The following is a 26,445-nucleotide window of genomic DNA, read 5'->3' on the forward strand; positions in this document are numbered from 1 at the left end:
GTAGTGACGCTCGAGCTGCCGCACGTGCTGCGAGACCGCCGGCTGGGTGACGTGCAGCTGCTCGGCGGCGCGCGTGAAGCTGCCGGTGCGGCAGACGGTCAGGAACGTGTGCGTGCGATAGTCGAGCATCGCCGTTCTTCTCGCTTTCTTGCCCACAAGAACTTATGGGTCCATAAGCAACTACTAAAAAGTGATTATAACTGCTGGTAGTAGCCTCTTCTAAGAGAAGAAGGCGAGAGGGGCAGGTGCATGGAGCTCATCAAGAACTTTGGGAAGCTGTGGCGGGGCGTGCTGTTTGCGCTGGTCGTCGCCGTGCCGGCGTGGCTTCTGGGCAAGCGGTTCGAGGTCGTGGGAGGGCCGGTCTTCGCCATCCTGATCGGCATGGCGCTCGCGCTCGTGGTTCCGGGCGAGAAGGGCGAGCCGCTTGCGGCCGGCGTCAGGTTCACGTCCAAGAAGGTGCTGCAGTGGGCGGTCATCCTGCTGGGGTTCGGCCTCAACCTCTCGCAGATCGCGCGGGTGGGCGCGACGTCGCTGCCCATCATCGTCTCGACGATCGCCACCTCGCTCGTGGTGTCCTTCGCGCTGTGCCGCGCGCTCAAGATCCCGGGCAAGATCTCCACGCTCGTGGGCGTGGGCTCCTCGATCTGCGGCGGCTCCGCCATCGCGGCGACCGCGCCCGTGATCGACGCGGACGACGAGGAGATCGCCCAGGCCATCAGCGTCATCTTTCTCTTCAATGTGATCGCGGCGCTCGTGTTCCCCACGCTCGGCGGGGCGCTCGGCCTCTCGAACGAGGGCTTCGGCCTCTTTGCGGGCACGGCGGTGAACGACACGTCCTCGGTCACCGCCGCGGCGGCCGCCTGGGACGGCATGCACCCCGGCGCCAACACGCTCGACTCCGCGACCATCGTGAAGCTCACCCGCACGCTCGCCATCATCCCCATCACGCTGGGGCTCGCACTCTGGCAGGCGCGCCTCGCCAGGAGGGCCGCCGCTGCCGGGGAGGGCGCCGGTCAGGCCGCCGGCAGCTTCGACCTCAGGAAGATCTTCCCGTTTTTCATCGTGTTCTTTGTGCTGGCGAGCGTCGCGACCACGGCCCTCTCGCTTCCTGCGGGCGTCACGGCGCCGATCAAGGAGCTGTCGAAGTTCCTCATCGTCATGGCGATGGCGGCGATCGGCTTCAACACCAACGTGGTGAGGCTCGTGCGCACGGGCGGAAAGCCGATTCTCATGGGCCTGGCGTGCTGGGTCGCCATCGCGTGCGTGAGCCTGGGGATGCAGCACGTCCTCGGCATCTGGTAGTGGGACACCGGGGACGTAGCACCTGTCACCGCTCCGTCCCCGGCGTTACACGTCCTACCACACGGCCCAGGCGCGCAGCTCCTCTGCGCTCGGAGTTCCGTTGAGCAGCCTGCCCTCGACCACCTTCGCCCCCGGCGCGAGCGAGGCCATGCGCTCCGGGGCGCGCCCGAGTCCGCTGCCGCCGCTCGTGGCAAACGGGACGATGGTCTTTCCGGAGAGGTCGTAGCTCTCGAGGAACGTGTCGACAATGCGGGGCTCAACGTACCACCAGATGGGGAACCCCAGGTAGATGGTGTCGTAGGCGTCCATGTTGGCCACGCGGCCCACGATGCCGGGGCGACAGGACTCGTCTGCCATCTCAATCGAGCTGCGGCTGGACTTGTCCCGCCAGTCCAGGTCGGCGGCGGAGTAGGGCAGGTCGGGGACGATCTCGAAGGCGTCTGCCCCGATGGCCTGCGCCAGCCCGTGGGCAACGCGTCCCGTGGTGCCGGTGGCCGAGAAGTACGCGACGAGGGTGCTCATGGCGCTTCCTTTCCGCAGGAGGTCCTTCTCGCTCCTGCTGGGTAGAGTTGGTGACGCTTCGTCATCAATAGTACCCATGCGAAAAGATAGATAACGCGGCGTTACCAGTGTGACGTGGTCCCGCCGACCCTCATGTGACAGCGGGGACGGAGCGGTGACAGTCCCCCCCCCGTCCCCGCTGTCCCAAGCGGCTAGAGCGTCATGAAGTACAGCGCGACGTTGCTCGCGAGCGACAGCACGGGCGCCAGGAAGCACAGCAGGGCGCCGGTGATCGAGCAGAGCATGCCGATCGCCGTGGTGAGGCTCTTGCGGTAGTCGGCCTTCTTGGCCTTTCGGGCGAGCACGATGCCGGCGATGCCCGCGAAGCCGCCCACGACCTGGAGCCAGATGAACGGTGTGAAGGCGGTCGCGAGCGAGAGCACGCCAAGAACGATGGACACGATGTCCACGGGACCTCCCGAGAGAAGCGCCTGCAGTGACAAAGCCAATCATACGACACGAGTCCCGGTCGAGTGGGTGGTCGCGTCGGCGGGGGTGCCGGCGATCGGGTCGGGGCGACTCCGGGCGCGGCTTGCGGCTACGTCGGCATGGCGAGAAGGACGTTGAGGTAGAACACGTCGCTCTCGACCCCGGCGTGCAGGGATCCCCCGTAGCGCTCCGCGATCTGGCGCATCGAGCGCATGCCGAAGCCATGGTTCTCGCGGTCGTTCTTGGTCGTCTCGGGCAGCCCTCCCTCGGGGATGCGCGGCACGTGCGCACAGCAGTTCTCGACGCTCACGGCGACCATCCGACCGCGCCGCTGCACCGACACGGCAATCGCGCGCCGCTCGGCGTCCGTCACGTCGCGAACTGTCTCGATGTTCTCGCGCGAGAGGCGGTACTGGCGCTCGCGCTCGGCGAGCAGGCGCTCGGTCTCGGCGCGCTCGTTGTCGGCGCGCTCGTTGTCGGCGTGCTTGGCGTGGAGGAGCTCGTACTCGGCGGACAGCACGAATGCGCAGACGAGGGGGTGCACCAGTCTCAGGAGCACCAGGTAGCGGAAGGGCGCCCCCACGAGACAGAGCGCCTTGATGATGACGTCGAGCCCGATGACCACGATCACGACCACGGCGAACATGGCAACCATGACGCGGTTCTCGACGTCGATGAGTCCGCCCAACGGCCCCGCGCCCTCGCCCCGTCTTGCGCATGTGCCGGGCGAGAAGAACCTCAGGATGACGGTTCGCCCGCAGCGTCCTTTGCTACCCGGTGAGGCCGCCGATCACGTTTGCGAGCGCGATGACCACGCCCACGATCGACTCGCCCCCGAGCACGCCGGACGCCACGACGACCCCGCGCTCCTCGGCGTCGTCGCCCCGCTCGCCGCGGCGCGCGGACGCGCGATCGTAGACCCACTTGACGAGGCCGCCGAGCGCCGCCGTGGCGGACATGTAGAACGGCAGGTAGACGCCGAGGCCGAACATCATCGCGGGAAGGCCCGCGCAGTAGAGGGCGACGCCGCCGATGAGGCCCGCCACGAAGGCCGGGACGCTCGGGATGCCCGAGACCATCGTGGCCACGACGCTCGCCTGGGTCGAGACGAACATCTTGCCCAGGCCGAAGGCGTCGGTCCCGTAGGCGCCCACGAGCACGCAGAGCACGCCCACGGCCACCACGGTGCCCAGCAGCGCCCCGATCGACTGGCCCACCCACATGGCGCGCGGGCTCGAGCCGATGATCGCGCCGGTCTTGAAGTCGCTCATGACGTCGCCGGCGAGGCCGCACGCCACGGCGACCACGCCCGCGACGTAGAAGAGCTGCACCTGGGAGACGTTGGCAAAGGCCGCAACGGCCAGCAGCACGATGAGGCCGAAGATCTCCATGGGGTCGATGCCGGTCTGCCCCACGGACTGCGCGCTCATGATGGTGGTCACGAAGGAGAGCGCCACCACGACCACCGCGACGAGCGGTCCCATGCCGAGGCCGATGCACACGAGCAGCGCCGCGGCCGCCACCATGAGGGCGAGCACGCCGGCGTCCAGCCGACGCGCGCGGCTCTTCTCGCCGGCCAGCGTCCCGCGCCCGCGGAGCAGCCCCGCAGCGTGCGGCAGGATGTCCCTCACCACGACGCCCACGCCCGAGCCCATCATGAGGCCCATGCCGAGGCTGGAGACGATGCCCTGCGCCGTGGCGACGTCCCAGAGGCCGGCGGCCGACCCCCCCGTGATGATGCCGAAGTTGCCGAAGAGCGCCCCGACGAACCACGTCGCCACGCTCGCGCCGCCCGCGAGGAAGCCCACCGCGAGCATCTGCGGCGAGTTGTAGACGCCGAAGCTCACCCCGGGGACGGGCAGCTGCAGCAGCAGCGAGGGCATGAGGCCCAGCGCGTCGCGCGCCACGCACCAGAGGCCTGCCAGCCCCATGGAGCCGAACAGGCGTCGCCCGGTGCTGCCGCCCGTCTTGGTCGCGAGCAGCGTCTGTGCGGCGGCGGTGCCGATGGGGTACTCGAGGTCGGACTCCTCGACGAAGCGCCTGCGGATGGCTGCGGTGCACACGAGCCCCAGCAGCGTGCCCGAGAGGGCGACGAGGAGCATCTCGACCCAGCTGACGCTGTCGGCGAGCCCGAGCATCCAGATGCCCGGGATGGTGAAGGCGAGGCCGCCCGCCACCATGGAGCCGGCCGACATCACGATCTGGGTGACGTTGGCCTCGTTGAGGCTGCGGTGCCCGAAGGCGCGCAGCAGGAAGAGGGCGACGATGGAGGTGAAGATGGTGGGCCACGGCAGCGCGCCCAGCCTGAGGGCGGTGTAGACCGAGGACGCCGTGATGATGACGCAGCCGATGCACCCGATGGCAATGCCCACGGGGCTCAGCTGCTCGCGCCACGAGGCGCGCGAGCCAGCAGTGCTCATGTGTTCTCCTTCGAATATCCGCTCCCCCTTGGCGGGGAGTCGGGTTTCTGTGGACGCGCACAGTATGGCAGACCCGCCCCCGCTGCGCCAGGCGTCGGGCCGGGGTGGGGTAGAATGGGGGACGGTTGTCGGCGCGGGTCTCGCTCGCTGGGTCGCGCCTCCGAAGTGAGGTGAGCCCCATGGAAACTCTGACTGAGGTCCTTAAGCTGGTCGGCGCGCTCGTCGGCCCGGTTAACGGAGTCCTGACGTTCCTGTCCAAAGCGAGCAGGTCCAACGACGAACATGAGAGGGGCCGCTAGTCCAGCGAGCTAGCGGCCCTCTCCACTCTCATTCGGCGCGACCCAGCTCCCACAGCGGGCGCTGCCGTCAACCACGGTATACCCATCCTCCGACACCTTTGCCGGGTCAGGGACTTCTTTTTTGGAGGGCGCATGGCGCAGGGCAAGAACGCGGGCGAGAAGAACGTGCTGGCCGTTGACGTGGGCAACACCCACACGCGCCTGGGGCTCTTCTCTGCTGCGGGCGAGCTGGCCGGCACCTGCGAGCTCACCACGCCGGAGCGGCTGACGGCGGACGAGGCGCGCATGCAGCTCGGCCAGGCCGTCACGATGATGGGGGAGGGGCGTCCCGACGAGGCGATACTCGCCTGCGTGGTGCCCTCGCTCACCGACGTTTGGCTCCGGGCGCTCGCGGCGACGTGCGCGGGGCGGCCGCTCGTGGTGGGCCCGGGCCTCAGGACCGGGGTGCGCATGCGCTACGACGATCCCTCCGAGGTGGGGGCCGACCGCGTGGCCGACGTCGTGGCGGCGCGCGAGGGGTACGGTGCCCCGGTCGTGGTCGTCGACCTCGGCACGACGACGAACTTCGAGGTCGTGGACGACTCGGGCGCCTTCGTGGGCGGCATCATCGCACCCGGCGTCGCGCTGGGCGCGCGCTCCCTCGCCGAGACCGCCGCGCGCCTCCCCATGATCGAGCTGCGGGCGCCGTCGTCCGTGGTCGGCCGCAACACGCGCGCGGCGATGCAGTCGGGCGTGGTGCTCGGCGAGGTTGCGCGCATCGACGGCCTGCTCGACGCCATCGCCGGCGAGCTCGGCTGCGAGCCGCCCGTCGTCATGACCGGTGACGGCGCCGACGCGGTGGCTGCGCTGCTGCGCCACGACGCGCGCGTGGACGATACCCTCACGCTGCGGGGGCTCCACCAGCTCTGGCTGGCCAACCAGCGCTGAGTGCAAAGGTGACGTGCAAAAGGGACAGGCACCTTTGCACGCTTTTCCACTGAGAACCGAGCGTTTCCCGAGGGGTTCCTCTGGGGTGGTGCCACGGCGGACAACCAGTGCGAGGGGAGGGTGCCACGCTTGCCTGTGATGACGCCCACTGCTACCCGAGCCGCGAAGCCATCGACCTCTACCATCATTGTGTGAAGAACCCGTACGTGGCCGAGAACGGCCTGGGTGCGCGCGACGTGGTCGAGGCAGACGGGAGCATCGACGACGACCGCATTGAGTACCTGCGCGCACATCGAGGCCATGCGCGATGCCGTTGAGCGGAACGGCATGGGCGTCTTTGACTATACGAGCTGGGCGCCGATCGACCCGGTGAGCGCAGGCAGGGGCGGGTCCTGAGCGAAAGGGGTAGAGGGCCAACCGTACACACCTCCCGTTTCCTGCGCGAATTCGCCCCGGAAACGGGAGGTGTGTACGGTCGTCGTTCTGGCAGATTCCATCCTTGGTTGAGCCGCCCGTTCCGCCGGCCCCGCGCCCCTAGCCGCACATCGCGTCAACGAGAGCGTGCAAAGGTGCCTGTCCCTTTTGCACGCCTACGCCACGTCCCCGCACATCGCGTCGTGCGCCGCGTCGAGCGCGTCGATGAGCGGCGTGAGCCCGTCGAGGTCGGCGGGGAGGTCCGTCATGACCGCGAGCACGTACGGCCCACAGTCCGAGAAGACCACGCCGGCGTCGTTGGTCGAGGCGAGGTCGTTCTCGTCCGCCGGGAACCAGCCCGCCTTGCTCCAGACCTCGCACTCGTCGCGCAGCGTCTCGCCGATGGGCGTGACGACGGTCCGCGAGAGGTAGCCGACGAGCTCGTCGGCGCCCGCCTCGCCCGAGGTGCCGAAGCGATAGATCTCCTGCCAGCACGCGGCGAGCTCGCCCGCCGAGATGTCGGGGTAGTAGTGGTCGACCGCGTTTCGGCCGGCTCCGGGCGCGCCGTGCTCGGAGAGCCACGTCGCGAAGGGCGCGAGGCGGAAGGTCTTGATGAGCGCCTCGTAGTCCTCGTTCGACGAGTCGACCAGGCAGCGCTCCATCGTCGCCGCCATCCCGCCCGACCCGCCGTTCGCCTCGCACGCCATCGCGCAGTAGAGCGCCTTGGCGGAGCTGGCGGGATAGAGCTGCTCGTCGGCGTTGTAGGAGAGGGCTCGGCCCGTCTGGAGGTCGAGCAGGGAGACTCCCACGGTGTGCCCTCGGTCGCGCAGGGCGGCAATCTCGGCGTCCACCCGCGCGAACTCCTCCGTGGCGAGGAACCCCTCGGGCGCCGTGACGCTCACGCCGGAGGCGCTGGTCTCGGTGACGACGGGGCCGCCGGCGTCGAAGGCCGCTTCCTCCGGCTCGGGCTCCGGCTCCGGCTCGGGCTCGGTGTCCCCCTCGGGCGCGACGCGGTCGGTGACCTCGACGCTCTCGGCGGCCTCCTGCCGCCCCGCCCCCTCCTCCGGCTGCGGCACGAAGGCCCCCTGCGAGAAGGCGATAGCCCCCGCCGCCAGCGCGGCGACGGCCGATGCGCACACGACGATGACCCTGGCTCTCACGGCGACCTCCCCACGACGCTCCCATTCTCCCATGGTCGCCGTCGAGTCGCACGTCCTTGTCGCCGGAGGGTCGCATGAGCGCCGCTAGTACCCGGGAATCGTCGTCGTGCCGTCGTGGAGCAGCTCCGTGCTGCCGCCGCAGAGCGCGCCGTGCGCGGCGTTGAGGGCGTCCACGAGGGGAAGGAGCCCGCGCAGGTCGGAGTTCATGTCCGTCATGACCACGATCGCGTACGCCCGCAGTCCGAGAAGACCACGCCCGCGTCGTTGGTCGAGGTGAGGTCGTACTCGTCGGTCGGGTACCAGCCGGGCTTGGCCCAGACCTCGCACTCGTCTCGCAGGAGGGCGCCGAGGGCCGTGTAGTTGGTTGCCGCGAGCGCATCCACGAGCTCGTCGGCCCCGGCCTCCCCCGAGGTGCCGAAGCGCTAGGTCTCCTCCCAGACCGCGGCGAGCTCGTTCGCCGAGATGTCCGGGTAGCCGTACTCGAGCGCCTGGACCGAGGCTTCCTCCGCTCCGACCTCCTCCAGCCACGCCCCGAAGGCCTCGAGCCCAAAGGCCTCCCGAAGCGCCGTGTACGCCTCGTTCGACGAGTTGACCAGGCAGCTCTCAAGGGCGCCGGCGAGCTCGCCCGCGCCGCCGAACTCCTCGCAGACCATCGCGCAGTACGCGGCCTTGATGGCGCTCGCCGGATAGAGCGCCTCGTCGGCGTTGTAGGCGAGCTCGTAGCCGCTCTCCAGGTCGCGGACGACGATGCCCAGGGTCACGTCCTGCTCCTCGAGCTCGGCGATCTGCTCCTCGAGGTACGCGTACGCCTCCGTCTCGAGAAACTCCGTGGGGCCGGTCACGGAGAGCCCACTCTCGGTGACGGTGGTCTCGACCTCCTCGGCGGCCACGTCGGGGGCTCCGTCCCCCTCGGTCGCACTGGCCTGGGCGGCCTCCTCCCCGCCGCCGCCCCGGTGACGAGGGACGCCCCCGCCCACAGGGCCGCGCAGGCGAGAAGGGCCACGAGCGCGAGCGCCGTCGCGGCGCGCCTCGTCCGTCGCCTTCTCCCATGGTCGTTCTCGCATGGTGCCCCCTCGTGGTCGCTCCGATTATCCGCCCCGTTGCCGCGCGAGGGGACAAGGCCCCTTTCAGGGGCCGCATACCTCCCGCTTCGTCGACAAATCTCAGCGCCGGCTGAAAGCCGCGCGCCGGGGGCGCCGCGCGTCTTGGGTCCCGCCCGTGCCGTGGAGAACTTGTGCCACGACCCGCCTCGGCTTGTTTCTGCACAGGTTGTGCAATACTACGCAGGCTGTGCAGAAACGTCGAAGGGAGCCTTCCCCACATGCAGGAATGCGTGCTCAGCACCGATCGTCGGAGCGTCCGCACCAGGCTCGCCCTGCGCCGCGCCCTTGCCGAGGAGATCGCATCGACCGGCGACCTCTCCCGCGTCACCGTCACCGCGGTGACCGAACGGGCCGGCGTCACGCGCCGCACGTTCTACTCTCACTTCCGTGACATCCCCGACCTCGTTCGGCAGATCGAGGACGAGACGCTCGAGGAGCTCCGCGCCCCGCTCGCGCGCCTCGCCGCGTGCCACCTCGACGACCTCCGCCGCGCCCTCGACCACGGCGAGCCGGCGCCCGGTGCGGAGGCCCTGCTCTCGGCCGTGCGCGACCGCGGCGGCTACCTGCGCCCGCTGCTCGGCAAGGGCGGCGACCCGGCCTTCGCGGAGCGCGTCAAGGCCCTCGCGCACGACGTCATCGGCATGCGCGCGCTCGACGGCCTCGACCTCCGGGCGCTGGGCCCCCTCTTCGACTACTACCTCACGTTTGCCATCTCGGCCGAGGTCGGCGTGCTGCTGCGCTGGCTCGAGGGCGGCATGCGCGAGAGCGTTCCCACCATGGCGCGCCTCATGACCGCGCTCATGTTCGTGCGCCCCGGAGACCTCTACGACAACCCGATCAACCTCGACATCCCCAGCTTTGCGCTGGCCGCCATGTGCTCCAAGGAGGACAACTGATGAGCAAGACCGCCGCATCCATCCAGGCCGAGAGGGCCGCCCTCGCCACCAAGCCGTTCGAGCTGCGCCAGGTCGGCGCCGAGCTCTCCCCGGTGCGACCGACCGACTTCTCCCACGCGCACCTGCGCCTCGGCATCGACGTGGGCTCCACCACCGTCAAGCTCGCCGTCATCGACGACAACGACAACCTCGTCTACGCCAACTACGAGCGCCACCACACCGACATCCGCGCCACGGCAAAGGAGCTCTTCGCCCGCGCCCGCGCCGTCATCGGCGCCGCCCCCATGCGCGTCTCCATCACCGGGTCCGGCGGCATGCTGCTCGCCAACTGGCTCGACCTCGAGTTCGTCCAGGAGGTCATCGCCTCCAAGCGCGCCGTCGAGACGCTCATCCCGCAGACGGACTGCGCAATCGAGCTCGGTGGCGAGGACGCCAAGATCATTTACTTCGACAACGGCATCGAGCAGCGCATGAACGGCACCTGCGCCGGTGGCACGGGCGCCTTCATCGACCAGATGGCGAGCCTGCTCCACACGGACGCCGCCGGCCTGAACGAGCTCGCAAAGGGCGCCACGCAGATTCACCCCATCGCGAGCCGCTGCGGCGTCTTCGCCAAGTCCGACGTCCAGCCGCTGCTCAACGAGGGCGCCCGCCCGGAGGACGTGGCCGCCTCGATCTTCCAGGCCGTGGCCAACCAGACCGTCTCGGGCCTGGCGTGCGGCCACCCCATCCGCGGGCACGTGGCGTTTCTCGGCGGCCCGCTGCAGTACCTCTCCGAGCTGCGCCACCGCTTCTACGTCACGCTCAACCTCGATGACGAGCACATCATCGTTCCCGACAACGCCCACCTCTTCGTGGCGACGGGCGCGGCGCTCGCCGGCGAGTCGAGCAAGTACGTGACCTTCGACGAGGCCATCCAGCTGCTCGAGAACCTCCACGACACCCAGGGCTCCGAGGTCGCCCGCCTCGAGCCGCTCTTCGAGAGCGAGGAAGACTACCGGGAGTTCAAGGAGCGCCACGACAAGCAGGTGGTTCCCAAGGGCGAGCTCGCCAGCTACCGCGGTCGCGTCTTCATCGGCATCGACGCCGGCTCCACCACGATGAAGGCTGCCGTGGTGGGCGAGGGCGGAGAGCTGCTCTACACCTGGTACGGCAACAACAACGGCGACGTCCTCGGCACTGCCCGCACCATCATGGACGACATCTACGACAAGATGCCCGCCGGCTGCACGATCGGCCACGTCACCACCACCGGCTACGGCGAGCAGATCCTCATCGAGGCCCTGCGCGCCGACTCCGGCGAGATCGAGACCGTCGCCCACCTGCGCGGCGCCAAGGCGTTCGTCCCCGGCGTCGAGTTCATCCTCGACATCGGCGGGCAGGACATGAAGTGCCTGCAGGTGAAAGACGGCGTCATCGAGCACATCATGCTCAACGAGGCGTGCTCCTCGGGCTGCGGCTCGTTCATCGAGAGCTTCGCCGTGTCCATGGACATGACCGTGCAGGAGTTCGCGCAGGCGGCCGTGCGCGCCACGAGCCCCGTCGACCTCGGCAGCCGCTGCACCGTCTTCATGAACTCCCGCGTCAAGCAGGCGCAGAAGGAGGGCGCGACCATCGGCGACGTCGCGGCGGGCCTCAGCTACTCCGTTATCAAGAACGCCCTGTTCAAGGTCATCAAGCTGCGCGACTTCGACGAGATCGGGAAGTACTGCGTGGTCCAGGGCGGCACCTTCATGTCCGACGCCACCCTGCGCGCCTTCGAGCTGCTCACCGGGCGCGACGTCATCCGCCCGGACATCGCGGGCACCATGGGCGCCTACGGCGCCGCCCTTCTCGCCCGCGACCGCGCCGGCGCGAGCGGTACCTCCACGCTGCTCAGCCGCGAGGAGATCGACGGCCTCCAGGTCAGGCACACCAACGTCCACTGCGGCCGCTGCTCCAACAACTGCCTGCTCACGATCAACGACTTCGGCGGCGGCCGTCGCTTCATCACCGGCAACCGCTGCGAGAAGGGCGCGGGCGGCTCCAAGGCGCGGAAGAACGACGCGCCCAACCTCTTCGACTTCAAGAACAAGCTGCTCTTCGATCGCCCGGTGCTCTCGCCCGACGAGGCCCCGCGCGGCACGGTGGGCATCCCGCGCGCGCTCAACATGTACGAGAACTACCCGTTCTGGCACGCGTTCTTCACCAAGCTGGGCTTCTCGGTCGTGCTCTCCGACCAGACCTCCGCTGCCACCTATGACGCCGGCATCGAGTCCATGCCCTCCGAGTCGGTGTGCTACCCGGCGAAGCTCAGCCACGGCCACGTCATGAACCTGCTCGCCAAGGACCCGGACTTCATCTGGATGCCCTGCATCCGCTGGGAGCGCCAGGAGGACGACGGCGCCACCAACCACTACAACTGCCCGATCGTCATGAGCTACCCGCAGGCGCTCGGCCTCAACGTCGACGAGCTGGGGGAGGGCTCCAAGGTCGAGTACCTCTCGCCCTTCATTCCCTACGACAAGAAGAAGGAGCTCAAGCGCCGCCTCTACGAGGTACTCGTCGAGCAGCGCGAGAGGGACGCCAAGGCGGGCCGCGGCCGCGTGCGCGGCTCCCACGTCACCCGCGCCGAGATCGACGAGGCGGTCAACGTCGCCTGGGAGGCCGACCTCGCGTTCAAGGACGCCATGCACCGCGCCGGCGACGAGGCCCTGCGCTGGATCGAGGAGCACGACGCCCACGGCATCGTGCTCGCCGGGCGCCCCTACCACAACGACCCCGAGATCAACCACGCCATCCCCTCCCTCGTCCACTCCTTCGGCTTCGCCGTGCTCACCGAGGACTCCGTCGCGCACAAGATGAGGCCCGAGCGGCCGATCCGCGTGGTCGACCAGTGGATGTTCCACAGCCGCCTCTACCGCGCGGCCCGCTTCGTGGCAAGCCGCAACGACCTCGACCTCATCCAGCTCTTCTCGTTTGGCTGCGGGCTCGACGCCCTCACCACCGACCAGGTCCAGGAGATCCTCGAGGCCTCCGGCAAGATCTACACCGTCCTCAAGATCGACCAGGTGTCCAACCTCGGCGCCGCCCGCATTCGCATTCGCTCCCTCATGGCCGCCCTCTCCGAGCAGCGCGAGGAGCTCCGCCGCGCCGCGAGCCAGGGCAGGGTCCACGAGGTCGAGCCCGTGGGCGTCCACGAGGCCGACGGCTCGCTCGAGCGCGCCCGCAAGACGCCCGAGGGCGCCGTGCCGGTCTATCGCGAGGCCGCCAGCGCCGCCTTCGAGAAGGTCCGCTACACCGAGGACATGCAGAAGGCCGGCTACACCATCCTCGTGCCGCAGATGGCCCCGATTCACTTTGACCTGCTCGAGGTCCTTCTCAAGTCCTCCGGCTACAACGTGGTGCTGCTGCCCTCCGTCGACCAGGGCGCCGTGGAGGCGGGCCTCAAGTACGTCAACAACGACATCTGCTACCCGTCCATCCTGGTGACGGGGCAGATCATGGAGGCCGTGCTCTCCGGCAAGTACGACCTCTCGCGCACCGCGGTCATCATCACGCAGACCGGCGGCGGCTGCCGCGCCACCAACTACATCGCGCTCATCCGCAAGGCGCTGCGCGACTCCGGTCACCCCGAGGTCCCGGTGATCTCGCTCACCGCGGCGTCCGGCCTCGACGAGAAGAACCCGGGCTTCTCCATCCTCAAGCCCGAGCTCCTGGTCAAGGCGGTCTACGCCCTGCTCTACGGCGACCTCATCATGCAGCTCCTCTACCGCTGCCGCCCCTACGAGGCGCAGCCCGGCGCCGCCGACGAGCTCTACGACCGCATGATGGCCGAGGCAAAGGGCTTCATCGCCTCCTCCACGGCCTCGCGCGGGCGCTTCTATGAGCTCTGCCAGCGCACCATCGACGCCTTCGAGGCGCTCCCGCTCGAGAACGACCGCTCCAAGCCGCGCGTGGGCGTGGTGGGCGAGATCCTCGTGAAGTTCCACCCCACGGCGAACAACCAGGTGGTCAAGGTCATCGAGCAGGAGGGCTGCGAGGCCAACGTGCCGGGGCTCGTCGACTTCTTCCTCTTCGGCATGACCAACGCGATCAACACCAACAGGGAGCTGGGCACCAAGGCGACGAGCCGGCTCACCCACATGGCGGGCATCAAGCTCATCGAGGGCTTCCGCGAGCCGATCAACCGCATGCTCAAGAAGACCGAGCGCTTCCAGCCCTACCCGGACATCTTCGAGCTCGCCGCCAAGGCCGAGCAGGTGCTCTCGCTGTGCAACACGATGGGCGAGGGCTGGCTGCTCACGGCCGAGATGGTGGACCTCATCGAGTGCGGCACGCCCAACATCGTCTGCTGCTCCCCGTTTGCGTGCCTGCCCAACCACGTGGTCGGCAAGTCCGTCATCAAGCGCCTGCGGCAGATGCACCCCGAGAGCAACATCGTGGCCGTCGACTACGACCCCGGTGCGTCCGAGGTCAACCAGCTCAACCGCATCAAGCTCATGATCTCCGTGGCGAAGGAGAACTACCGCGCCAACCGAGAGGGCGGCTTCCACCTCGAGAACCCGGCCGACCCGGTGACCAACGACGCCGTGGCGCCCTACACGGGCAGCACGCGCTTCGATGACTCCGTGGCGACGGGCGGCGGCTCGGCCTGCGGCGTGCACGGTCACGGCGGCGGCATCGAGCTCACGCCCGAGCAGCTCGCCCAGATCGAGGAGGCCAAGCGAAGGGCTGGCGTCAGCAAGTAGGGGAGGGGCATCGGCCCGTCCGGTCTCGCCCGCGTCCCGGCATCGCCCGGGGCGCGGGCGTCGCTCGTTTGGGCCCCCGGGCACGCGTGCGGGTTATGGACGCCTTCCGGCCCGAAACCGTCTGCAACCCGCACCAACCCGAAGCGCGTGCGTGCCGCGGACGCCTTCCGGCCCGAAACCGACTGCAACCCGCACCTTCCCGAAACGCGTGCGGGACGCGGACGCTTTCCGGCCCGAAACCGTCCATAACACGCACCAACCCGAAACGCGTGCGGGACGCGGACGCCTTCCGGCCCGAAACCGTCTGCAACCCGCACCAACCCGAAACGCGTGCGTGCCGCGGACGCTTTCCGGCCCGAAACCGTCCATAACCCGCACGCGCTATCATGGGAGCCTGGAAGGAGGGGGCGCTGTGGTCAGACTGGTCTTCATCGACATGGACGACACGTTCGTGGGCCCCGACAAGACCATCCCGCGAGATAACCTCCGCATCCTCGACGTCGCCGCCGAGCGCGGGGTCCAGTTCGTCCCCTGCACCGGCCGCAGCCTGCGGGGCGTCCCCCGCGAGCTCGTCACCCACCCGTCCGTGCGCCACGCCGTCTGCGGCGGGGGAGCGCTCGTCTACGACGTCCGCTCGGGCGAGATCATCCGCGAGGTCCCCATTGCCAAGGAGCTCGTCCGCTCGCTCTACGAGGACGTCCGCGACCAGCGGGTCACCTTCGACCTCTTCACGCCCGAGGGGGTCTTCGCCTCGCGCGAGCACCTGCCGCTCTACAACCAGATCGAGATGACCGAGGCAACGCGTCGCATGGTGGTCTCCCAGCGCACCTTCGTCGAATGCGACACCGAGGAGCTCATCGAGCGCACCCCCACGATCTGCCGCGTCAACGTCCTGTTTGGGGACGAGCGCGGCCGCAGGGTGACGTGGGACGCCGTCGAGGCGCGCCCCGAGCTCTTCGGTGCCTCGTCGATCCCGATGAACGTCGAGGTCACGAGTGCGGAGGCGACCAAGGGGACGGCGCTCGTGTGGCTCTGCGAGCGCCTGGGCGTCGACGTTGCCGACACCGTCGCCTTTGGCGACTCGGGAAACGACGTCGCCATGCTCGACGTTGCGGGCGACGCGGTTGCCATGGAGAACGCGTCGCCTGAGGTCAAGGCGCACGCCCGTCACGTGGCGCCGCGCTGCGAGCTGGCCGGCGTGGCACGCTATCTCGAGCCGCTTCTCGTCTGAGGCCGCCCGCGGGCCAGCCTACAGCATCACCCAGGGCAGCCGCGACTCGGGCACGATGATGCCGAGAAGGACGATGAGCGTGACGGCGATGATCGCGCCGAGCACGAACTGCATGATGGTGTTGCCGGTGTTGCGGCCCGCCTTGCGCTTGAGGACGAAGGCGGTCTGCGAGCCGTCGGCGGCCTCGAGCGCGTCGCGGAACGCCTTGGCTCGCAGCGCGCGCGGGCTGCGGCGCTGCCAGACGAGGGCGAGCAGCCCGACGACGAGGATGGCCTCGGTGACGCGCACGGCGATCTCGAGCCCGCCGGGGTCGGTGTGGGAGAGGGCGACGAGCACGAGCGCGCATGCCGCGGTGACCACCGAGATGACGCCCATGACGGCCGTCTCGTAGGTGTCCGTGCCCTCGATGACCTTGACCATGAGCTCCTCGTCCCCCTCGATGAGGCGGCCGATCTTCACCTTGAGGGCCATGGCGAGCGCGAGGAGCTGCTCCTGGGCGGGGAACTCCCTGCCGCTCTCCCACGCGGCGACGCTCTCCTGGCTCACGCCGGCCCTCTCGGCCAGCTTGGCTTGCGACCAGCCGCGTCCCTCGCGCAGCTTGGCGAGCGTGGACCCAAACTCCATGTCTGCTCCTGTCGTAGGCGCTCCCGATGGCGGCATTCTCGCGCAAAAGTATGGAGAAAATAAGGAGAATTGTTTCGTTAAAGCTAATAATATGCAAGATAGCTGAAAAAATATCCAATTCAAAATGGAGAAGAACAACAGGAGGGTGCGTCGGGCCCTTATATGGGTCCTCCTCACCCATCATACCAAAGATTGCAAACAACACAAATAATCTGCTGGTAACAGGCCTGAAAATGTGTTGCATTCTGAGCGAATTAACGAAAGAGGCGACATCTGAGGTTCTTCTCTGTGGTATTTCAGACGATGAGTCCATATGCAAAAAATGTGTAGAACGGCTCAATTTTGAAAGAAGAATATGCAGACATAGAATCAGGGCGACGTAAGCGGACAGAGGAGGCAGGCATGAGCGAGCTCGTTCTTCCCAAGGTGACCGTCATCCTTCGCGGCTACGAGACCAAGCAGGTCCTGAGCGTCGTGGAGCAGCTGGTGGGCACGAGGGTCAACTCCATTGAGGTGGCAAGCAACTCCCCGCACGCGATGGAGTCCATCGCGGCGGCGCGCAGGGAGTTCGGCACGGAGGTCCACGTGGGCGCCGGAACGGTGAAGAACACCGAGATCGCCCGTCGCGCCATCGACGCGGGCGCCGAGTTCATGCTCTCGCCGATCATGTTCACTCCCGAGATCTTCTCGCTCGCCCGCGAGGCGGGCGTCATCACCGTCCCCGCCGCCTTCAGCCCCACCGAGATCCAGCAGATGATTGACATGGGCGCCGACATCGTGAAGGTCTTCCCCGCCGGCCAGCTCGGCCCCGACTACATCAAGGCCGTCCAGGCCCCGCTCGGGAAGCTCCCCCTCATGGTCGTGGGCGGCGTGAACGTCGACAACGTCCAGTCCTACTTCGACAAGGGCGCCACCTATGCCGGCATTGGCTCGGGCATATTCGACCCGGCTGACATCGAGGCATGCGACGCGGCCAACCTCGCCGCCTCCGTCAGGAGGCTCGAGGAGAGCGTCGTCTGGTAGGCGGCCGCACCCGCGGTCGCGCAGCAAGCAAGAGAAGGAGAGAAGAGCATGGCAGATCTGAGCTTCGATAGCTCGCTCGTCGTCCGCATCGACGAGGAGGGCCTTTCCTGCGAGGACGTCGAGCGCCGCCTGGCGGCCGTCCTCGAGGGCCAGGGTTACGTGAAGGACACCTACGCCCAGGCCATCGTGGACCGTGAGGCGAACTTTCCCACCGCGCTCGACATGGGCGGCCTGAACGTGGCCATCCCGCACTGCGACGTCGTGAACGTGAACAAGGCCGCCATGTGCATGGGCGTCCTCGCTCACCCCGTCGACTGGCACAAGATGGACGAGCCCGACGAGACGTGCAAGGTCTCCGTCGTGTGCATGCTCGCCCTCACCGAGGCCCACGCCCACCTCGAGATGCTCCAGAAGGTGATTGCCTTCGTCCAGGACCAGGAGCTCGTCGGCAAGGTCATCGCGGCCAAGGACGCCGACGAGGTCTTCTCGCTCGCCGGGGCGCTGCTCGTCTAGCACCCCTCCCACCATGGTCAGCGGCGCGCCGCAGGGGCGCGCTGAGAGCTCCTTAGAGAGGAAGGAACAAAAATGGCAAAGCGTGTTCTCGTGGCCTGTGGAAACGGCGTCGCCACCTCCACCGTCGTGGCTGCCAAGATCAAGGACTACTGCGCCGATCACGGCGTGGCCATCCAGGTCACCCAGTGCAAGATGCTCGAGCTCCACGACAAGGCCAACGACTACGACCTCGTGGTCACCTCCGGCAAGTTCAAGGACGCCGACGTCAAGACCCCGATCATCATGGCGATTGCGCTTTTGACCGGCATCAACGAGCAGGCGACGCTCGACAAGATCGTCGAGGCGCTCAAGGACTAGCGGCTCCGCGGGCCGTCCGCCGGCGCGCCGCGGGCCTCGCGGCGCGTCTCTCGACCGTACCAAGCGTAAGAAAGGAAAGGCATGGACGCATTCCTCGAGACAGTCAGCACTGTCTTCCAGGCGCTCATCAACGCGGGCGCCTACGTCATGCTGCCGATCATCATCACGATCATCGGCCTCGTGTTCCGCATGAACATCGGCAAGGCGTTCAAGAGCGGCATCACCATCACCTGCGGCTTCGTGGGCATCAACCTGCTCGTGAACCTGCTCAAGTCCGCGGTCTCTCCGGCCGCGAGCGCCATGGTCGCCAACTTCGGCCTCAACCTCGACGTCACCGACGTGGGCTGGGGCGCCATCTCGTCGGTCACCTGGGCCTCCCCGATCGTCGCCTTCCTGGTCTTCGAGATCCTCGGCATCAACATCCTCATGCTGGTCCTCAAGCTCACCAAGACGATGGACGTCGACATCTGGAACTATCACCACATGATGATCGCCGGCATCCTGGTCTTCTTCGTGACCAACAACATCGTCTGGGCCCTCGTCGCCACGGCCTTCACCGCCGTCATGACGCTCAAGTTCGCCGACCGGACGTCTCCTTTGATCGAGCACTTCTTCGGCATCCCTGACGTCACGCTCCCGACGATCTCCTACACGTCCTCGATCATCGTCGCCGCCCCGCTCAACTGGGTGATCGACCGCATCCCCGGCCTCAACAAGGTCAACGTCTCGATCAAGGGCGTCCAGAAGTACCTCGGCATCTTCGGTGACCCGATGATGCTCGGCCTGATCCTGGGCTGCGCCATGGGTGCGCTCGCCCTCATGCCCATCGACCAGATCTTCCTCACGGGCGTCAACGTCGCCGCGGTCATGGTGCTCATGCCCAAGATGACCGCCATGTTCGTCGAGGGCCTCATGCCCATCTCCGACGGCGCCCAGAAGTTCACGACCAAGCACTTCGGCGGCCAGTCGCTCTCCATCGGCCTCGACGCCGCGGTCGTCGTGGGCAACCCCGAGGTCATCACCACGGCCCTCATCATGATCCCGGTCACGATCCTGCTCGCCTTCGTCCTGCCGGGCAACCGCATGATGCCGCTCGCGGACCTCTCCGTCGTCACCTTCCGCGTGGCCCTCGTCGTGGCCCTGTGCCGCGGCAACGTGTTCCGCTCGATCCTCATCTCCATCCCCGTGATGGCCGCGATCCTGTACGCCGGCACCTTCGCCGCCCCGTACCTCACGGACCTGGCCACCTCCACCGGCCTGACCTTCGACGGCCAGATCGCCTCCATGGCCGGCCCGTCGCTCACGCAGACCGCGATCGTCTTCTGGACCTGCATCTCCGAGAACGCGATCATCCTCGTTCCGGTTGCCGTCGTCATCTTCGTCGCCGTCTGGTTCCTCGTCGAGAAGAAGATCGGCATGGAGAAGATCGAGGCCTACGCCGCAGAGTACGAGGAGATGGAGTAGTCGCCCATCTCGTTTGAGGTGGCGGGTGCCGTCGACCGGCGGCGCCCGCCACATACCCAGAGGGGGAAACCATGGAACGTGCAATCGACAAGCTGGAGCCCTTCCAGCGCGCTATCTCAAAGGCTCACCTCGCGGCCGCCGGCGTTGCCGTGGACTCGCTCGAGAACCCCGACAAGCCCCTCATCGCCATCGCCAACAGCTGGAACGAGGTCTGCCCGGGCCACGAGCCGCTCAAGAAGCTGGCCGAGGAGGTCAAGAAGGGCGTGCTCGAGGCCGGCGGAGAGCCGATCGAGTTCAACACCATCGGCATGTGCGACGGCATCGCGCAGGGCCACGCGGGCATGCGCTACTGCCTGCCGCACCGCGAGATCATCGCGGACTCCTGCGAGGCCATGATCGTGGGCGAGGGCTGCTTCGACGGCGTGGTCTACCTCGGCAGCTGCGACAAGATCATCCCCGCCATGCTCATGGCCGCCGCCCGCATCGACCTGCCCGCGGCGCTGGTGACCTGCGGCCCGTGCTACGACGAGATCAAGCCCTCCGAGTCCAAGGCCCTCCGCGCCCGCTTCCTCGCCGGCGAGGCCACCGAGCGCGACGTCATCGAGGGGACCCTGCGCTACTACACCGGCCCGGGCGTCTGCCCGTTCCTGGGCACCGCGAACACCATGGGCTGCCTCACCGAGGGCCTCGGCATGATGCTGCCCAACGGCGCGCTGTGGCCCTCGTCCACGAGCCAGCGCCGCTTCTCCGCCCGCCAGACCGGCGCGGCGGTGGTCGACCTCGTGCGCCGCGGCATCAAGCCGTCCGACATCATGACCCAGGCCGCGATCGACAACACGGTCAAGCTGCTCGCCTCGATCGGCGGCTCGCTCAACGCGCTCATCCACCTTCCGGCGCTCGCCGCCGAGCTGGGGCTCGAGTGCACGTGGGCGCAGGTCGCGGAGATCACGTCAAAGACGCCCGTCATCTGCAACGTGGTGCCCAACGGCGACATCTCCTGCGTGAACCTGTACAAGGCCGGCGGCATCCCCGCCGTCCTCCAGACCATCTCGGGCGACCTGGACACCTCGGTCATGACGGTCACGGGCAAGACGCTCGCCGAGAACCTTGAGACCTCGGTGCTGCGCTGCGACCGCTCGGTCATCCGCACCCAGGATGACCCCGCGTCGGTGGCCAACGGCATCCAGGTGCTCTACGGCAACCTGGCCCCCGAGGGCGCGCTCGTCAAGACGAGCGCCGTCCCCGCCGAGCAGCACGTCTGGAGCGGCACCGCGATGGTTTTCGACTCCGAGGAGGAGGCCTTCGAGGCCTACAACGCCCACGCCATCAAGCCGGGCACGGGCGTGATCATCCGCTACGAGGGCCCCAAGGGCGGCCCCGGCATGAAGGAGCTCCACCGCGTCACCGAGATCATGAAGGGCATCCCCGACTCCGCCGTCATCACCGACGGGCGCTTCTCCGGCGCCTCGGGCGGCCTCTCGGTGGGCTACCTGTGCCCCGAGGCCTTCGACGGGGCGCCCATCGCCCTCGTCGAGAACGGCGACAAGATCAACATCGACCTCACCAAGAACCTCATCGAGGTCGAGGTCAGCGACGAGGAGCTCGCCCGCCGCAAGCAGGGCTGGAAGCCCGTCATCCACGAGAACGGCGGCCACCTGCTGGCCCGCTATGCCAAGCAGGTGAGCTCGGCGAAGACGGGGGCGGTCATCGGGTAGGCCGACCGTCGTCACCGTCCGGGCCGGGCGGCGCCCTGGGAGATGGCGTCGCCCGGCCCCGCCGTTTGTTTGCGCTGCCCGGACTCCGCCGCGTCCGCGGGCGCGCGGCGTCGGCCAAAGGGTAAAATACCCTCCGGACGGTGCGCATTATGGGAAAGGGACACGACGTGTCGGATTCGTTTATTGTCGCGTCGTGTGCGGCGACGTTTGGCATCTTTGACACCGGCGCGGTCGAGCGGCTCGAGGCTGCGGGCTGCACGGTTCGCGTCAACCCGTACGGCCGCCCGCTCTCCGCCGACGAGATCGTCGAGCACGCGTACGACAGTGACGCCATCGTGCTCGGCAACGACTACCTGGACGCCGCGACCATGGACAGGCTTCCCAGGCTGAGGCTCGTCGCGCGCCACGGCGCGGGCTTCGACGGCATCGACTTCGCCGCCGCGGTGCGGCGCGGAATCACGATCACCAACACTCCCGGAGCCAACCGCGAGGAGACGGCGGACCTCACCTTCGCGCTCATCCTCGACCTGGCGCGCATGATCACCCAGACCGTGACGCAGCTCAAGTCGGGGATGTGGAACAAGATTCCGGGGAGGAGCCTCTACGGCAAGACCATCGGGATCATCGGCGTGGGCGCCATCGGCATGGCCGTCGCGGCGCGCGCCATGGGCTTCGGGATGGACATCCTGGGCTACGACATCGTCCAGCGCCCCGAGGCCTCGCGCTACGGGCTGCTCTACACGAGCCTCGACGAGCTGCTCGAGAAGTCGGACGTCGTGACCATCCACGCGCCCCTCACCTCCGCCACGCGCAACATGCTGGGCGCGCGCGAGTTCCGTCGCATGAAGGAGGGGGCGCTGCTCGTCAACACGGCGCGCGCCGGCATCGTGCGGGAGTCGGCGCTCGAGCGGGCGCTGCTCTCGGGCAGCCTGGGGGGCTACGCCGTCGACGTGTACGAGCGCGAGCCGCCGACGCTTCCCAAGGTCTACGAGATGCCCAACGTCCTCACTACCCCGCACATCGGCTCGGCGACGCTCGAGGCCAACCGGCGCATGGGCGACGTGGTGGCCGACAACATCATCGCCTTCAAGGACGGCAAGGAGCCGCCCAACCGCGTGACGTTTGCGGACCGGGTGCGCTTCTCGTGACCCAGGGGGCGAGCGACCTAAGGAGACGCAGTGGTTAAGCTCGTGTTCGTCGACATGGACGGGACCTTCCTCGACTCCGAGAAGGCCATCTCGCCCGAGAACGCGTCCGCGCTCGACGCGGCGGCCTCCCTGGGGGTCATGTTCGTCCCCTGCACCGGGCGCAACCTCGCGGGCCTGCCGGCCGAGCTGCTCCGCCACCCCAGCGTGCGCTACGCCGTCTGCGCAAACGGCGCCGTCGTGGCCGACGTCGCCACCGGGAGGACCCTGCGCGAGGTGACCATCGAGAAGGACCTGGTGCTCGACCTCTACCAAAGGCTGCGCGACCGCCCGATCACCTTCGACCTCTTCGCCGACGGGACCGTCTACACGCAGCGCGAGCGCTACCCGCTGATCGACCGCCTCGAGCTCAGCGACGCCACCAAGGAGTTCGTCCGCGGGGTGCGGACCGTGTACGACGGGAGTCTCGAGGACCAGCTCGCGCGCATCGGGGACGTGTGCCGGCTGAACGTCTTCTACTGGCGCGACGAGGACCGCGACGCGGTCTGCGAGCTCGTCGACTCCGAGCCCGCCCTCAGGCGCGCCTCGTCGCTGCCCTGCAACATCGAGATCACCGACCGATCCGCGCACAAGGGCGCGGGGCTGCGCTGGCTCTGCGACCACCTGGGAGTCTCGGCGGGGGAGTGCATCGCCTTCGGCGACGGCGACAACGACCGCACGATGCTCGAGGCCGCGGGGGACGGCGTGGCCATGGGCAACGCGACCCCCGAGGTCAAGGCCGTCGCCGACCACCTGACCTCCTCCTGCGACGAGTCGGGCGTGGGGCGCTACCTCGCGCCGGTCTTCGCCGCGATCGCCGGGCAGGTCGCCTCGGGGCCGCGCTAGCCGCTCGCCGCGAGGGCGGTGACGAGGCCCCTGACCTCGTCCGCGCCGGCAGGGGAGTCGGTCGCCACGAACACGGTGTCGCTGCCGGCGACCGTGCCGAGCACGTGCGCGAGGCGCGCCTCGTCGACGGCGCGCGCCACGCTCGGGGCGGTGTCGGGCTGGGTGAGCACCACCACGAGGCTCTGCCCCGGGGCGCTTCTCGCCTCCACCACGAACTCCGAGAGCACGAGCTGCAGGTTGAGGTCCTCCTCGAGGACGTAGAGCCCGCCCGCGAGCTTCCGGAGGTGCATCTCGGAGACGTCGCGCGAGACGGTGGACTGCGTGCAGGCGAACCCCCGCTCGGCGAGCGCCTCCACGAGCTCCCCCTGCGTGCGGACCGACTGCCCGCGCACGATCGAGCGAATCGCCTCCTGTCGTTCGTTGCTGCGCCTCATGCTCGCCTCCCGTCGCCCTGCACAGAAGCATACGCAAAACGGCCGCCGCCCGGGGCGGGGTCGGCGTGAAGTTACGGCGCGCTGACGCGGCGCGGGCGCCCCTGCGCTAGACTAGCAGGCGTGAAAAGCCGCGACCTCCTGGGAGAACCCATGTCAGACGTCCTCGAGCGCTTCATGCGCTACGTTCAGGTTGACTCTCCGTCCGACCCCGGCAACGACGGGGTCACGCCCTCGACGCCCTGCCAGCACGACATGGCGCGCGTGCTCGCGGACGACCTCGCCGCCATCGGGTGCCGGGACGTGACGGCGGACGAGCACGCCTACGTCACGGGCGTCCTGGACGCCTCCGCCGGCGCCGAGGGGCTCCCCGCGCTCGTGCTCTGCGCCCACATCGACTCGTCGCCCGACGCGCCCGCCCATGGGGTTCGCCCGCACGTGGTCCGCTACGAGGGCGGCCCGCTCGTCGCGGGCGTCGTGGACGGCGAGCCGGTCGAGACCACGCCCGACCAGGTCCCCGACCTCGCGGGGCTCGTCGGCCAGGACATCGTCTGCTCCGACGGCACCACGCTGCTCTCCGCCGACGACAAGGCGGGCGTCGCCGAGATCATGGCCCTTCTCGCCCGCCTCGCCGCGAACCCGGACCTGCCGCACCCGCGGCTCGTCGCGGCGTTCGTCCCCGACGAGGAGATCGGGCACGGCGCGAGCCTGCTCGACGTCGAGGCGCTCGGCGCGTGCGGCGGCTACACCGTGGACGGCGGCGCCCTCGGCGAGATCAACTACGAGTGCTTCTCGGCGAGCGAGGCCACCGTCACCGTGCGCGGCGTCATGGTGCACCCCGGGTCGGCGAAGGGCGTCATGGTCAACGCCATCACCGTGGCGTCCGAGTTCCAGCAGATGATTCCCGCGGCGGAGCGCCCCGAGCACACCTCCGGCCGCGAGGGCTTCTACCACCCGACCGACATCGAGGGCACCGCGGCCGAGCTCACGCTGACCTACATCCTGCGCGACTTCGACGCCTCGTCCTTCTCGCGTCGCGAGCGGACCATGCTCGACGTTGCCTCCTTCCTCAACGACCGCTACGGCGAGGGCACCGTCAGCGTGTCTTTGCGCCCGCAGTACCGCAACATGGCCGAGAGGTTCGGCCCCGACGACCGTCGCCTCATCGACTTTGCGCTCGAGGCCAACCGCGAGGCGGGCATCGAGCCGGTGGCGGTCCCGGCGCGCGGCGGCACGGACGGCGCGCAGCTGACGTTTCGCGGGCTGCCCTGTCCCAACCTCGCGACGGGGGCCTACAACGCGCACTCCGTCCGCGAGTTCGTGCCCGTCTCGGGCCTCGAGCGGATGGTGGACGTGCTCGAGCGGCTCGTCGCCAAGTTCGCCGAGCCGGCGGCGGGCGAGAAGGACGAGTAGGCCGTGGCACACCCCCTCCTCCTGGTCATCCCCGCCGTCGCGCTGCCCGCGCTCGCCCTCTTCGTCGAGCGCGCGGGCAGGGTGCGCATCTCGGAGCGGCACCACAGCCACCACGACACCTACGTGGTGCCGGTGTCCTTCACGCGCTCGCTGGTCATCGCCATGGCGTTCATGGGGTGCCTCGGCATCGTGCTCGCCGTCGCCTGCGCCATGGTGGAGTTCTTCCCCACCCCCGACGACGTGCTCGTCTTCTTTGACTCGTTCATCGCCACGGCGTTTCTGATGTGGTGGGTCATCCGTCGCTACAAGGTCTCCGTGTTCAGCGACCACCTGGTCGTCACCCCGTTCTTCGGCTCGCACGTGCTCGTGCTCTACGACGAGATCGACCTGCTCGAGTGGGCGGGCACGCGCAAGGGGTCGGGCTACCGCGACCTCGTGATCTGGGCCGGGGGGCACGGCACCGTGCGCATCTCGGGCATGGTGGACGTGGAGCAGATTCTCATGGCAATCGATCGCTTCGACGCGCTGCCGCGCGTGAAGGGAGGCATCCTCTCGTGATAAAGCTCGTCCTCTCGGACATGGACAACACCCTCATCCCCATGGGCAACGCGCGCGTGGGGGAGCGCACCGTCGCGGCCATCCACGAGCTGATGGACGCGGGCGTGCGCTTCGGGCCCGCCACCGGGCGCGACTACTTCGAGCTGCTGCGCTTCTTCGGGATGGACGACAGCTGCCTGCAGACGGGCATCCTCTCCAACGGCAAGCGCGTGCGCGTCGACGGCACCTACGTGCGCACCGTCCTCATCCCGCGCGACGCGCTCGTCAAGATCGACGAGGCGCTCCGTCCCGAGCCGGGGATGTTCCTCGTGTGCTACCCCGAGGACACCAACCTGCTCAACCCCGCCTACGGCGTGGGCACCACCGCGGAGGAGCTCGCCGTCTTCGAGAAGCGCACGCGCTTCACGGGCGCGGTCGTCGACGAGGTGCCCGACGAGCCCTTCATCGCGGCGACGATCGCCTGCCCCGGCCCGCCCGAGCGCATGGACCGCTGCCGCGCCATCGTCTCGGAGGCGGCGCCCGAGCTGCGCATCGTCTCCCCGGTGCCGGAGTGGTTCGACATCATGCCGCAGGGCGTCTCCAAGGCCTCGGGCCTGGAGCCCCTGCTCGAGGCGCTCGGCATCACGCTCGACGAGGTGGCGGTCTTCGGGGACGCGGAGAACGACCTCGAGATCCTGCGCATGGTCCGCCACTCCGTCGCCGTCGCGAACGCGACCGACGAGGTGCTCGAGACCGCCAGGTACCGCGTGGGGCCCGTCTCGGAGGAGGGCGTCGCCGACGCGCTGCTCGAGATTGCCCGCACCGGCGAACTTGACATTGGTGTCAGGGCATAGTGTCAACTTGAC

25 protein-coding genes and 1 pseudogene are annotated in these 26,445 nt (G+C 68.5%); 15 read left to right on the forward strand and 11 right to left on the reverse strand.

Annotated elements, in window-relative coordinates; translation table 11 throughout:
• Positions 1-3: 3 nt before the first annotated feature.
• A pseudogene (locus BQ7106_RS11370) lies at positions 4-129 on the reverse strand (LysR family transcriptional regulator); the annotation flags it as partial.
• A gap of 120 nt (positions 130-249) precedes the next feature.
• Here BQ7106_RS11370 and BQ7106_RS08980 point away from each other — a divergent pair.
• On the forward strand, positions 250-1,302 hold the full coding sequence (locus BQ7106_RS08980) for a YeiH family protein (protein ID WP_072374483.1): 1,053 nt from the start codon (positions 250-252) through the stop codon (positions 1,300-1,302).
• Between the two features lie 54 nt (positions 1,303-1,356).
• Here BQ7106_RS08980 and BQ7106_RS08985 read toward each other — a convergent pair whose 3' ends face one another.
• The 4 genes from BQ7106_RS08985 to BQ7106_RS09000 all read right to left on the reverse strand — a co-directional run bounded on the left by BQ7106_RS08985 (position 1,357) and on the right by BQ7106_RS09000 (position 4,712).
• Positions 1,357-1,824 (reverse strand): flavodoxin, encoded by a 468-nt coding sequence (locus BQ7106_RS08985; RefSeq protein ID WP_072374486.1) that lies wholly within the window; start codon positions 1,822-1,824, stop codon positions 1,357-1,359.
• Between the two features lie 191 nt (positions 1,825-2,015).
• Positions 2,016-2,273, reverse strand: coding sequence for a hypothetical protein (locus BQ7106_RS08990; protein ID WP_072374489.1), 258 nt, complete (start codon positions 2,271-2,273; stop codon positions 2,016-2,018).
• Between the two features lie 128 nt (positions 2,274-2,401).
• Complete coding sequence (locus tag BQ7106_RS08995; protein WP_072374492.1) at positions 2,402-2,980, reverse strand: GHKL domain-containing protein; 579 nt, start codon at positions 2,978-2,980, stop codon at positions 2,402-2,404.
• Positions 2,981-3,062: 82 nt separating this feature from the next.
• A complete protein-coding gene (locus tag BQ7106_RS09000) occupies positions 3,063-4,712 on the reverse strand; it encodes an OPT/YSL family transporter (protein ID WP_072374495.1) in 1,650 nt (549 codons plus the stop codon).
• Positions 4,713-5,143: 431 nt separating this feature from the next.
• On the opposite strand from BQ7106_RS09000, the gene BQ7106_RS09005 reads away from it, so the two are divergent.
• Positions 5,144-5,938 carry a type III pantothenate kinase gene (locus BQ7106_RS09005; protein WP_072374498.1) on the forward strand — a complete coding sequence of 265 codons (795 nt, stop codon included), beginning with the start codon at positions 5,144-5,146 and terminating at the stop codon, positions 5,936-5,938.
• 590 nt (positions 5,939-6,528) lie between these two features.
• Here the strand turns inward: BQ7106_RS09005 and BQ7106_RS09010 are convergent.
• The 4 genes from BQ7106_RS09010 to BQ7106_RS09015 all read right to left on the reverse strand — a co-directional run bounded on the left by BQ7106_RS09010 (position 6,529) and on the right by BQ7106_RS09015 (position 8,576).
• Entirely contained in the window at positions 6,529-7,512 is a 984-nt protein-coding gene (locus BQ7106_RS09010) for a serine hydrolase (RefSeq protein ID WP_072374501.1), read from the reverse strand.
• An 84-nt stretch (positions 7,513-7,596) separates the two neighbouring features.
• On the reverse strand, positions 7,597-7,728 hold the full coding sequence (locus BQ7106_RS11375; RefSeq protein WP_275886722.1) for a hypothetical protein: 132 nt from the start codon (positions 7,726-7,728) through the stop codon (positions 7,597-7,599).
• Positions 7,725-7,895 (reverse strand): hypothetical protein, encoded by a 171-nt coding sequence (locus tag BQ7106_RS11035; protein WP_159431281.1) that lies wholly within the window; start codon positions 7,893-7,895, stop codon positions 7,725-7,727. Before BQ7106_RS11035 ends, BQ7106_RS11375 begins: the two co-directional genes overlap by 4 nt.
• Before the next feature lie 39 nt (positions 7,896-7,934).
• Positions 7,935-8,576 (reverse strand): serine hydrolase, encoded by a 642-nt coding sequence (locus BQ7106_RS09015; protein ID WP_129583839.1) that lies wholly within the window; start codon positions 8,574-8,576, stop codon positions 7,935-7,937.
• 257 nt (positions 8,577-8,833) lie between these two features.
• On the opposite strand from BQ7106_RS09015, the gene BQ7106_RS09020 reads away from it, so the two are divergent.
• The 3 genes from BQ7106_RS09020 to BQ7106_RS11040 all read left to right on the forward strand — a co-directional run bounded on the left by BQ7106_RS09020 (position 8,834) and on the right by BQ7106_RS11040 (position 15,472).
• Positions 8,834-9,511 (forward strand): TetR/AcrR family transcriptional regulator, encoded by a 678-nt coding sequence (locus tag BQ7106_RS09020; RefSeq protein WP_072374507.1) that lies wholly within the window; start codon positions 8,834-8,836, stop codon positions 9,509-9,511.
• On the forward strand, positions 9,511-14,241 hold the full coding sequence (locus BQ7106_RS09025) for a 2-hydroxyacyl-CoA dehydratase (RefSeq protein ID WP_072374509.1): 4,731 nt from the start codon (positions 9,511-9,513) through the stop codon (positions 14,239-14,241). The genes BQ7106_RS09020 and BQ7106_RS09025 overlap by 1 nt, the downstream gene beginning before the upstream one ends.
• A gap of 412 nt (positions 14,242-14,653) precedes the next feature.
• The gene (locus BQ7106_RS11040; protein ID WP_072374512.1) at positions 14,654-15,472 is read left to right on the forward strand and encodes an HAD family hydrolase; all 819 of its coding nucleotides are present in this window, start codon (positions 14,654-14,656) and stop codon (positions 15,470-15,472) included.
• Between the two features lie 18 nt (positions 15,473-15,490).
• Here the strand turns inward: BQ7106_RS11040 and BQ7106_RS09035 are convergent, their stop codons facing one another.
• Positions 15,491-16,096, reverse strand: coding sequence for a helix-turn-helix domain-containing protein (locus tag BQ7106_RS09035; RefSeq protein ID WP_072374514.1), 606 nt, complete (start codon positions 16,094-16,096; stop codon positions 15,491-15,493).
• 402 nt (positions 16,097-16,498) lie between these two features.
• Between BQ7106_RS09035 and BQ7106_RS09040 the strand changes: the two genes are divergently transcribed.
• From BQ7106_RS09040 to BQ7106_RS09070, 7 genes are all read left to right on the forward strand, one after another.
• Positions 16,499-17,119, forward strand: coding sequence for a bifunctional 4-hydroxy-2-oxoglutarate aldolase/2-dehydro-3-deoxy-phosphogluconate aldolase (locus BQ7106_RS09040; RefSeq protein WP_072374516.1), 621 nt, complete (start codon positions 16,499-16,501; stop codon positions 17,117-17,119).
• A gap of 48 nt (positions 17,120-17,167) precedes the next feature.
• On the forward strand, positions 17,168-17,632 hold the full coding sequence (locus BQ7106_RS09045) for a PTS sugar transporter subunit IIA (protein WP_072374518.1): 465 nt from the start codon (positions 17,168-17,170) through the stop codon (positions 17,630-17,632).
• 72 nt (positions 17,633-17,704) lie between these two features.
• Positions 17,705-17,989 carry a PTS sugar transporter subunit IIB gene (locus tag BQ7106_RS09050; protein ID WP_072374520.1) on the forward strand — a complete coding sequence of 95 codons (285 nt, stop codon included), beginning with the start codon at positions 17,705-17,707 and terminating at the stop codon, positions 17,987-17,989.
• Between the two features lie 81 nt (positions 17,990-18,070).
• Positions 18,071-19,453, forward strand: a complete 1,383-nt coding sequence (locus BQ7106_RS09055; protein ID WP_072374522.1) for a PTS galactitol transporter subunit IIC — start codon at positions 18,071-18,073, stop codon at positions 19,451-19,453.
• Positions 19,454-19,524: 71 nt separating this feature from the next.
• A complete protein-coding gene (gene ilvD, locus BQ7106_RS09060) occupies positions 19,525-21,168 on the forward strand; it encodes a dihydroxy-acid dehydratase (RefSeq protein ID WP_072374524.1) in 1,644 nt (547 codons plus the stop codon).
• Positions 21,169-21,335: 167 nt separating this feature from the next.
• Entirely contained in the window at positions 21,336-22,316 is a 981-nt protein-coding gene (locus BQ7106_RS09065; RefSeq protein ID WP_083526990.1) for a phosphoglycerate dehydrogenase, read from the forward strand.
• A 30-nt stretch (positions 22,317-22,346) separates the two neighbouring features.
• Positions 22,347-23,198, forward strand: a complete 852-nt coding sequence (locus BQ7106_RS09070; RefSeq protein ID WP_083526991.1) for a Cof-type HAD-IIB family hydrolase — start codon at positions 22,347-22,349, stop codon at positions 23,196-23,198.
• Here BQ7106_RS09070 and BQ7106_RS09075 read toward each other — a convergent pair.
• Positions 23,195-23,632, reverse strand: coding sequence for an arginine repressor (locus BQ7106_RS09075; RefSeq protein ID WP_072374532.1), 438 nt, complete (start codon positions 23,630-23,632; stop codon positions 23,195-23,197). The two genes, BQ7106_RS09070 and BQ7106_RS09075, sit on opposite strands and share 4 nt — an antisense overlap.
• Positions 23,633-23,782: 150 nt before the next feature.
• Here BQ7106_RS09075 and pepT point away from each other — a divergent pair, with 150 nt between their 5' ends.
• From pepT to BQ7106_RS09090, 3 genes are read left to right on the forward strand one after another with little or no spacing between them, the layout of a single operon-like run.
• A complete protein-coding gene (pepT, locus tag BQ7106_RS09080) occupies positions 23,783-25,042 on the forward strand; it encodes a peptidase T (RefSeq protein WP_072374535.1) in 1,260 nt (419 codons plus the stop codon).
• 3 nt (positions 25,043-25,045) lie between these two features.
• On the forward strand, positions 25,046-25,600 hold the full coding sequence (locus BQ7106_RS09085) for a hypothetical protein (RefSeq protein ID WP_072374538.1): 555 nt from the start codon (positions 25,046-25,048) through the stop codon (positions 25,598-25,600).
• On the forward strand, positions 25,597-26,433 hold the full coding sequence (locus BQ7106_RS09090; RefSeq protein WP_072374541.1) for an HAD family hydrolase: 837 nt from the start codon (positions 25,597-25,599) through the stop codon (positions 26,431-26,433). Before BQ7106_RS09085 ends, BQ7106_RS09090 begins: the two co-directional genes overlap by 4 nt.
• The last annotated feature ends 12 nt before the right edge of the window (positions 26,434-26,445 follow it).

Source organism: Thermophilibacter mediterraneus (assembly GCF_900119385.1).
Lineage (GTDB): Bacteria > Actinomycetota > Coriobacteriia > Coriobacteriales > Atopobiaceae > Thermophilibacter > Thermophilibacter mediterraneus.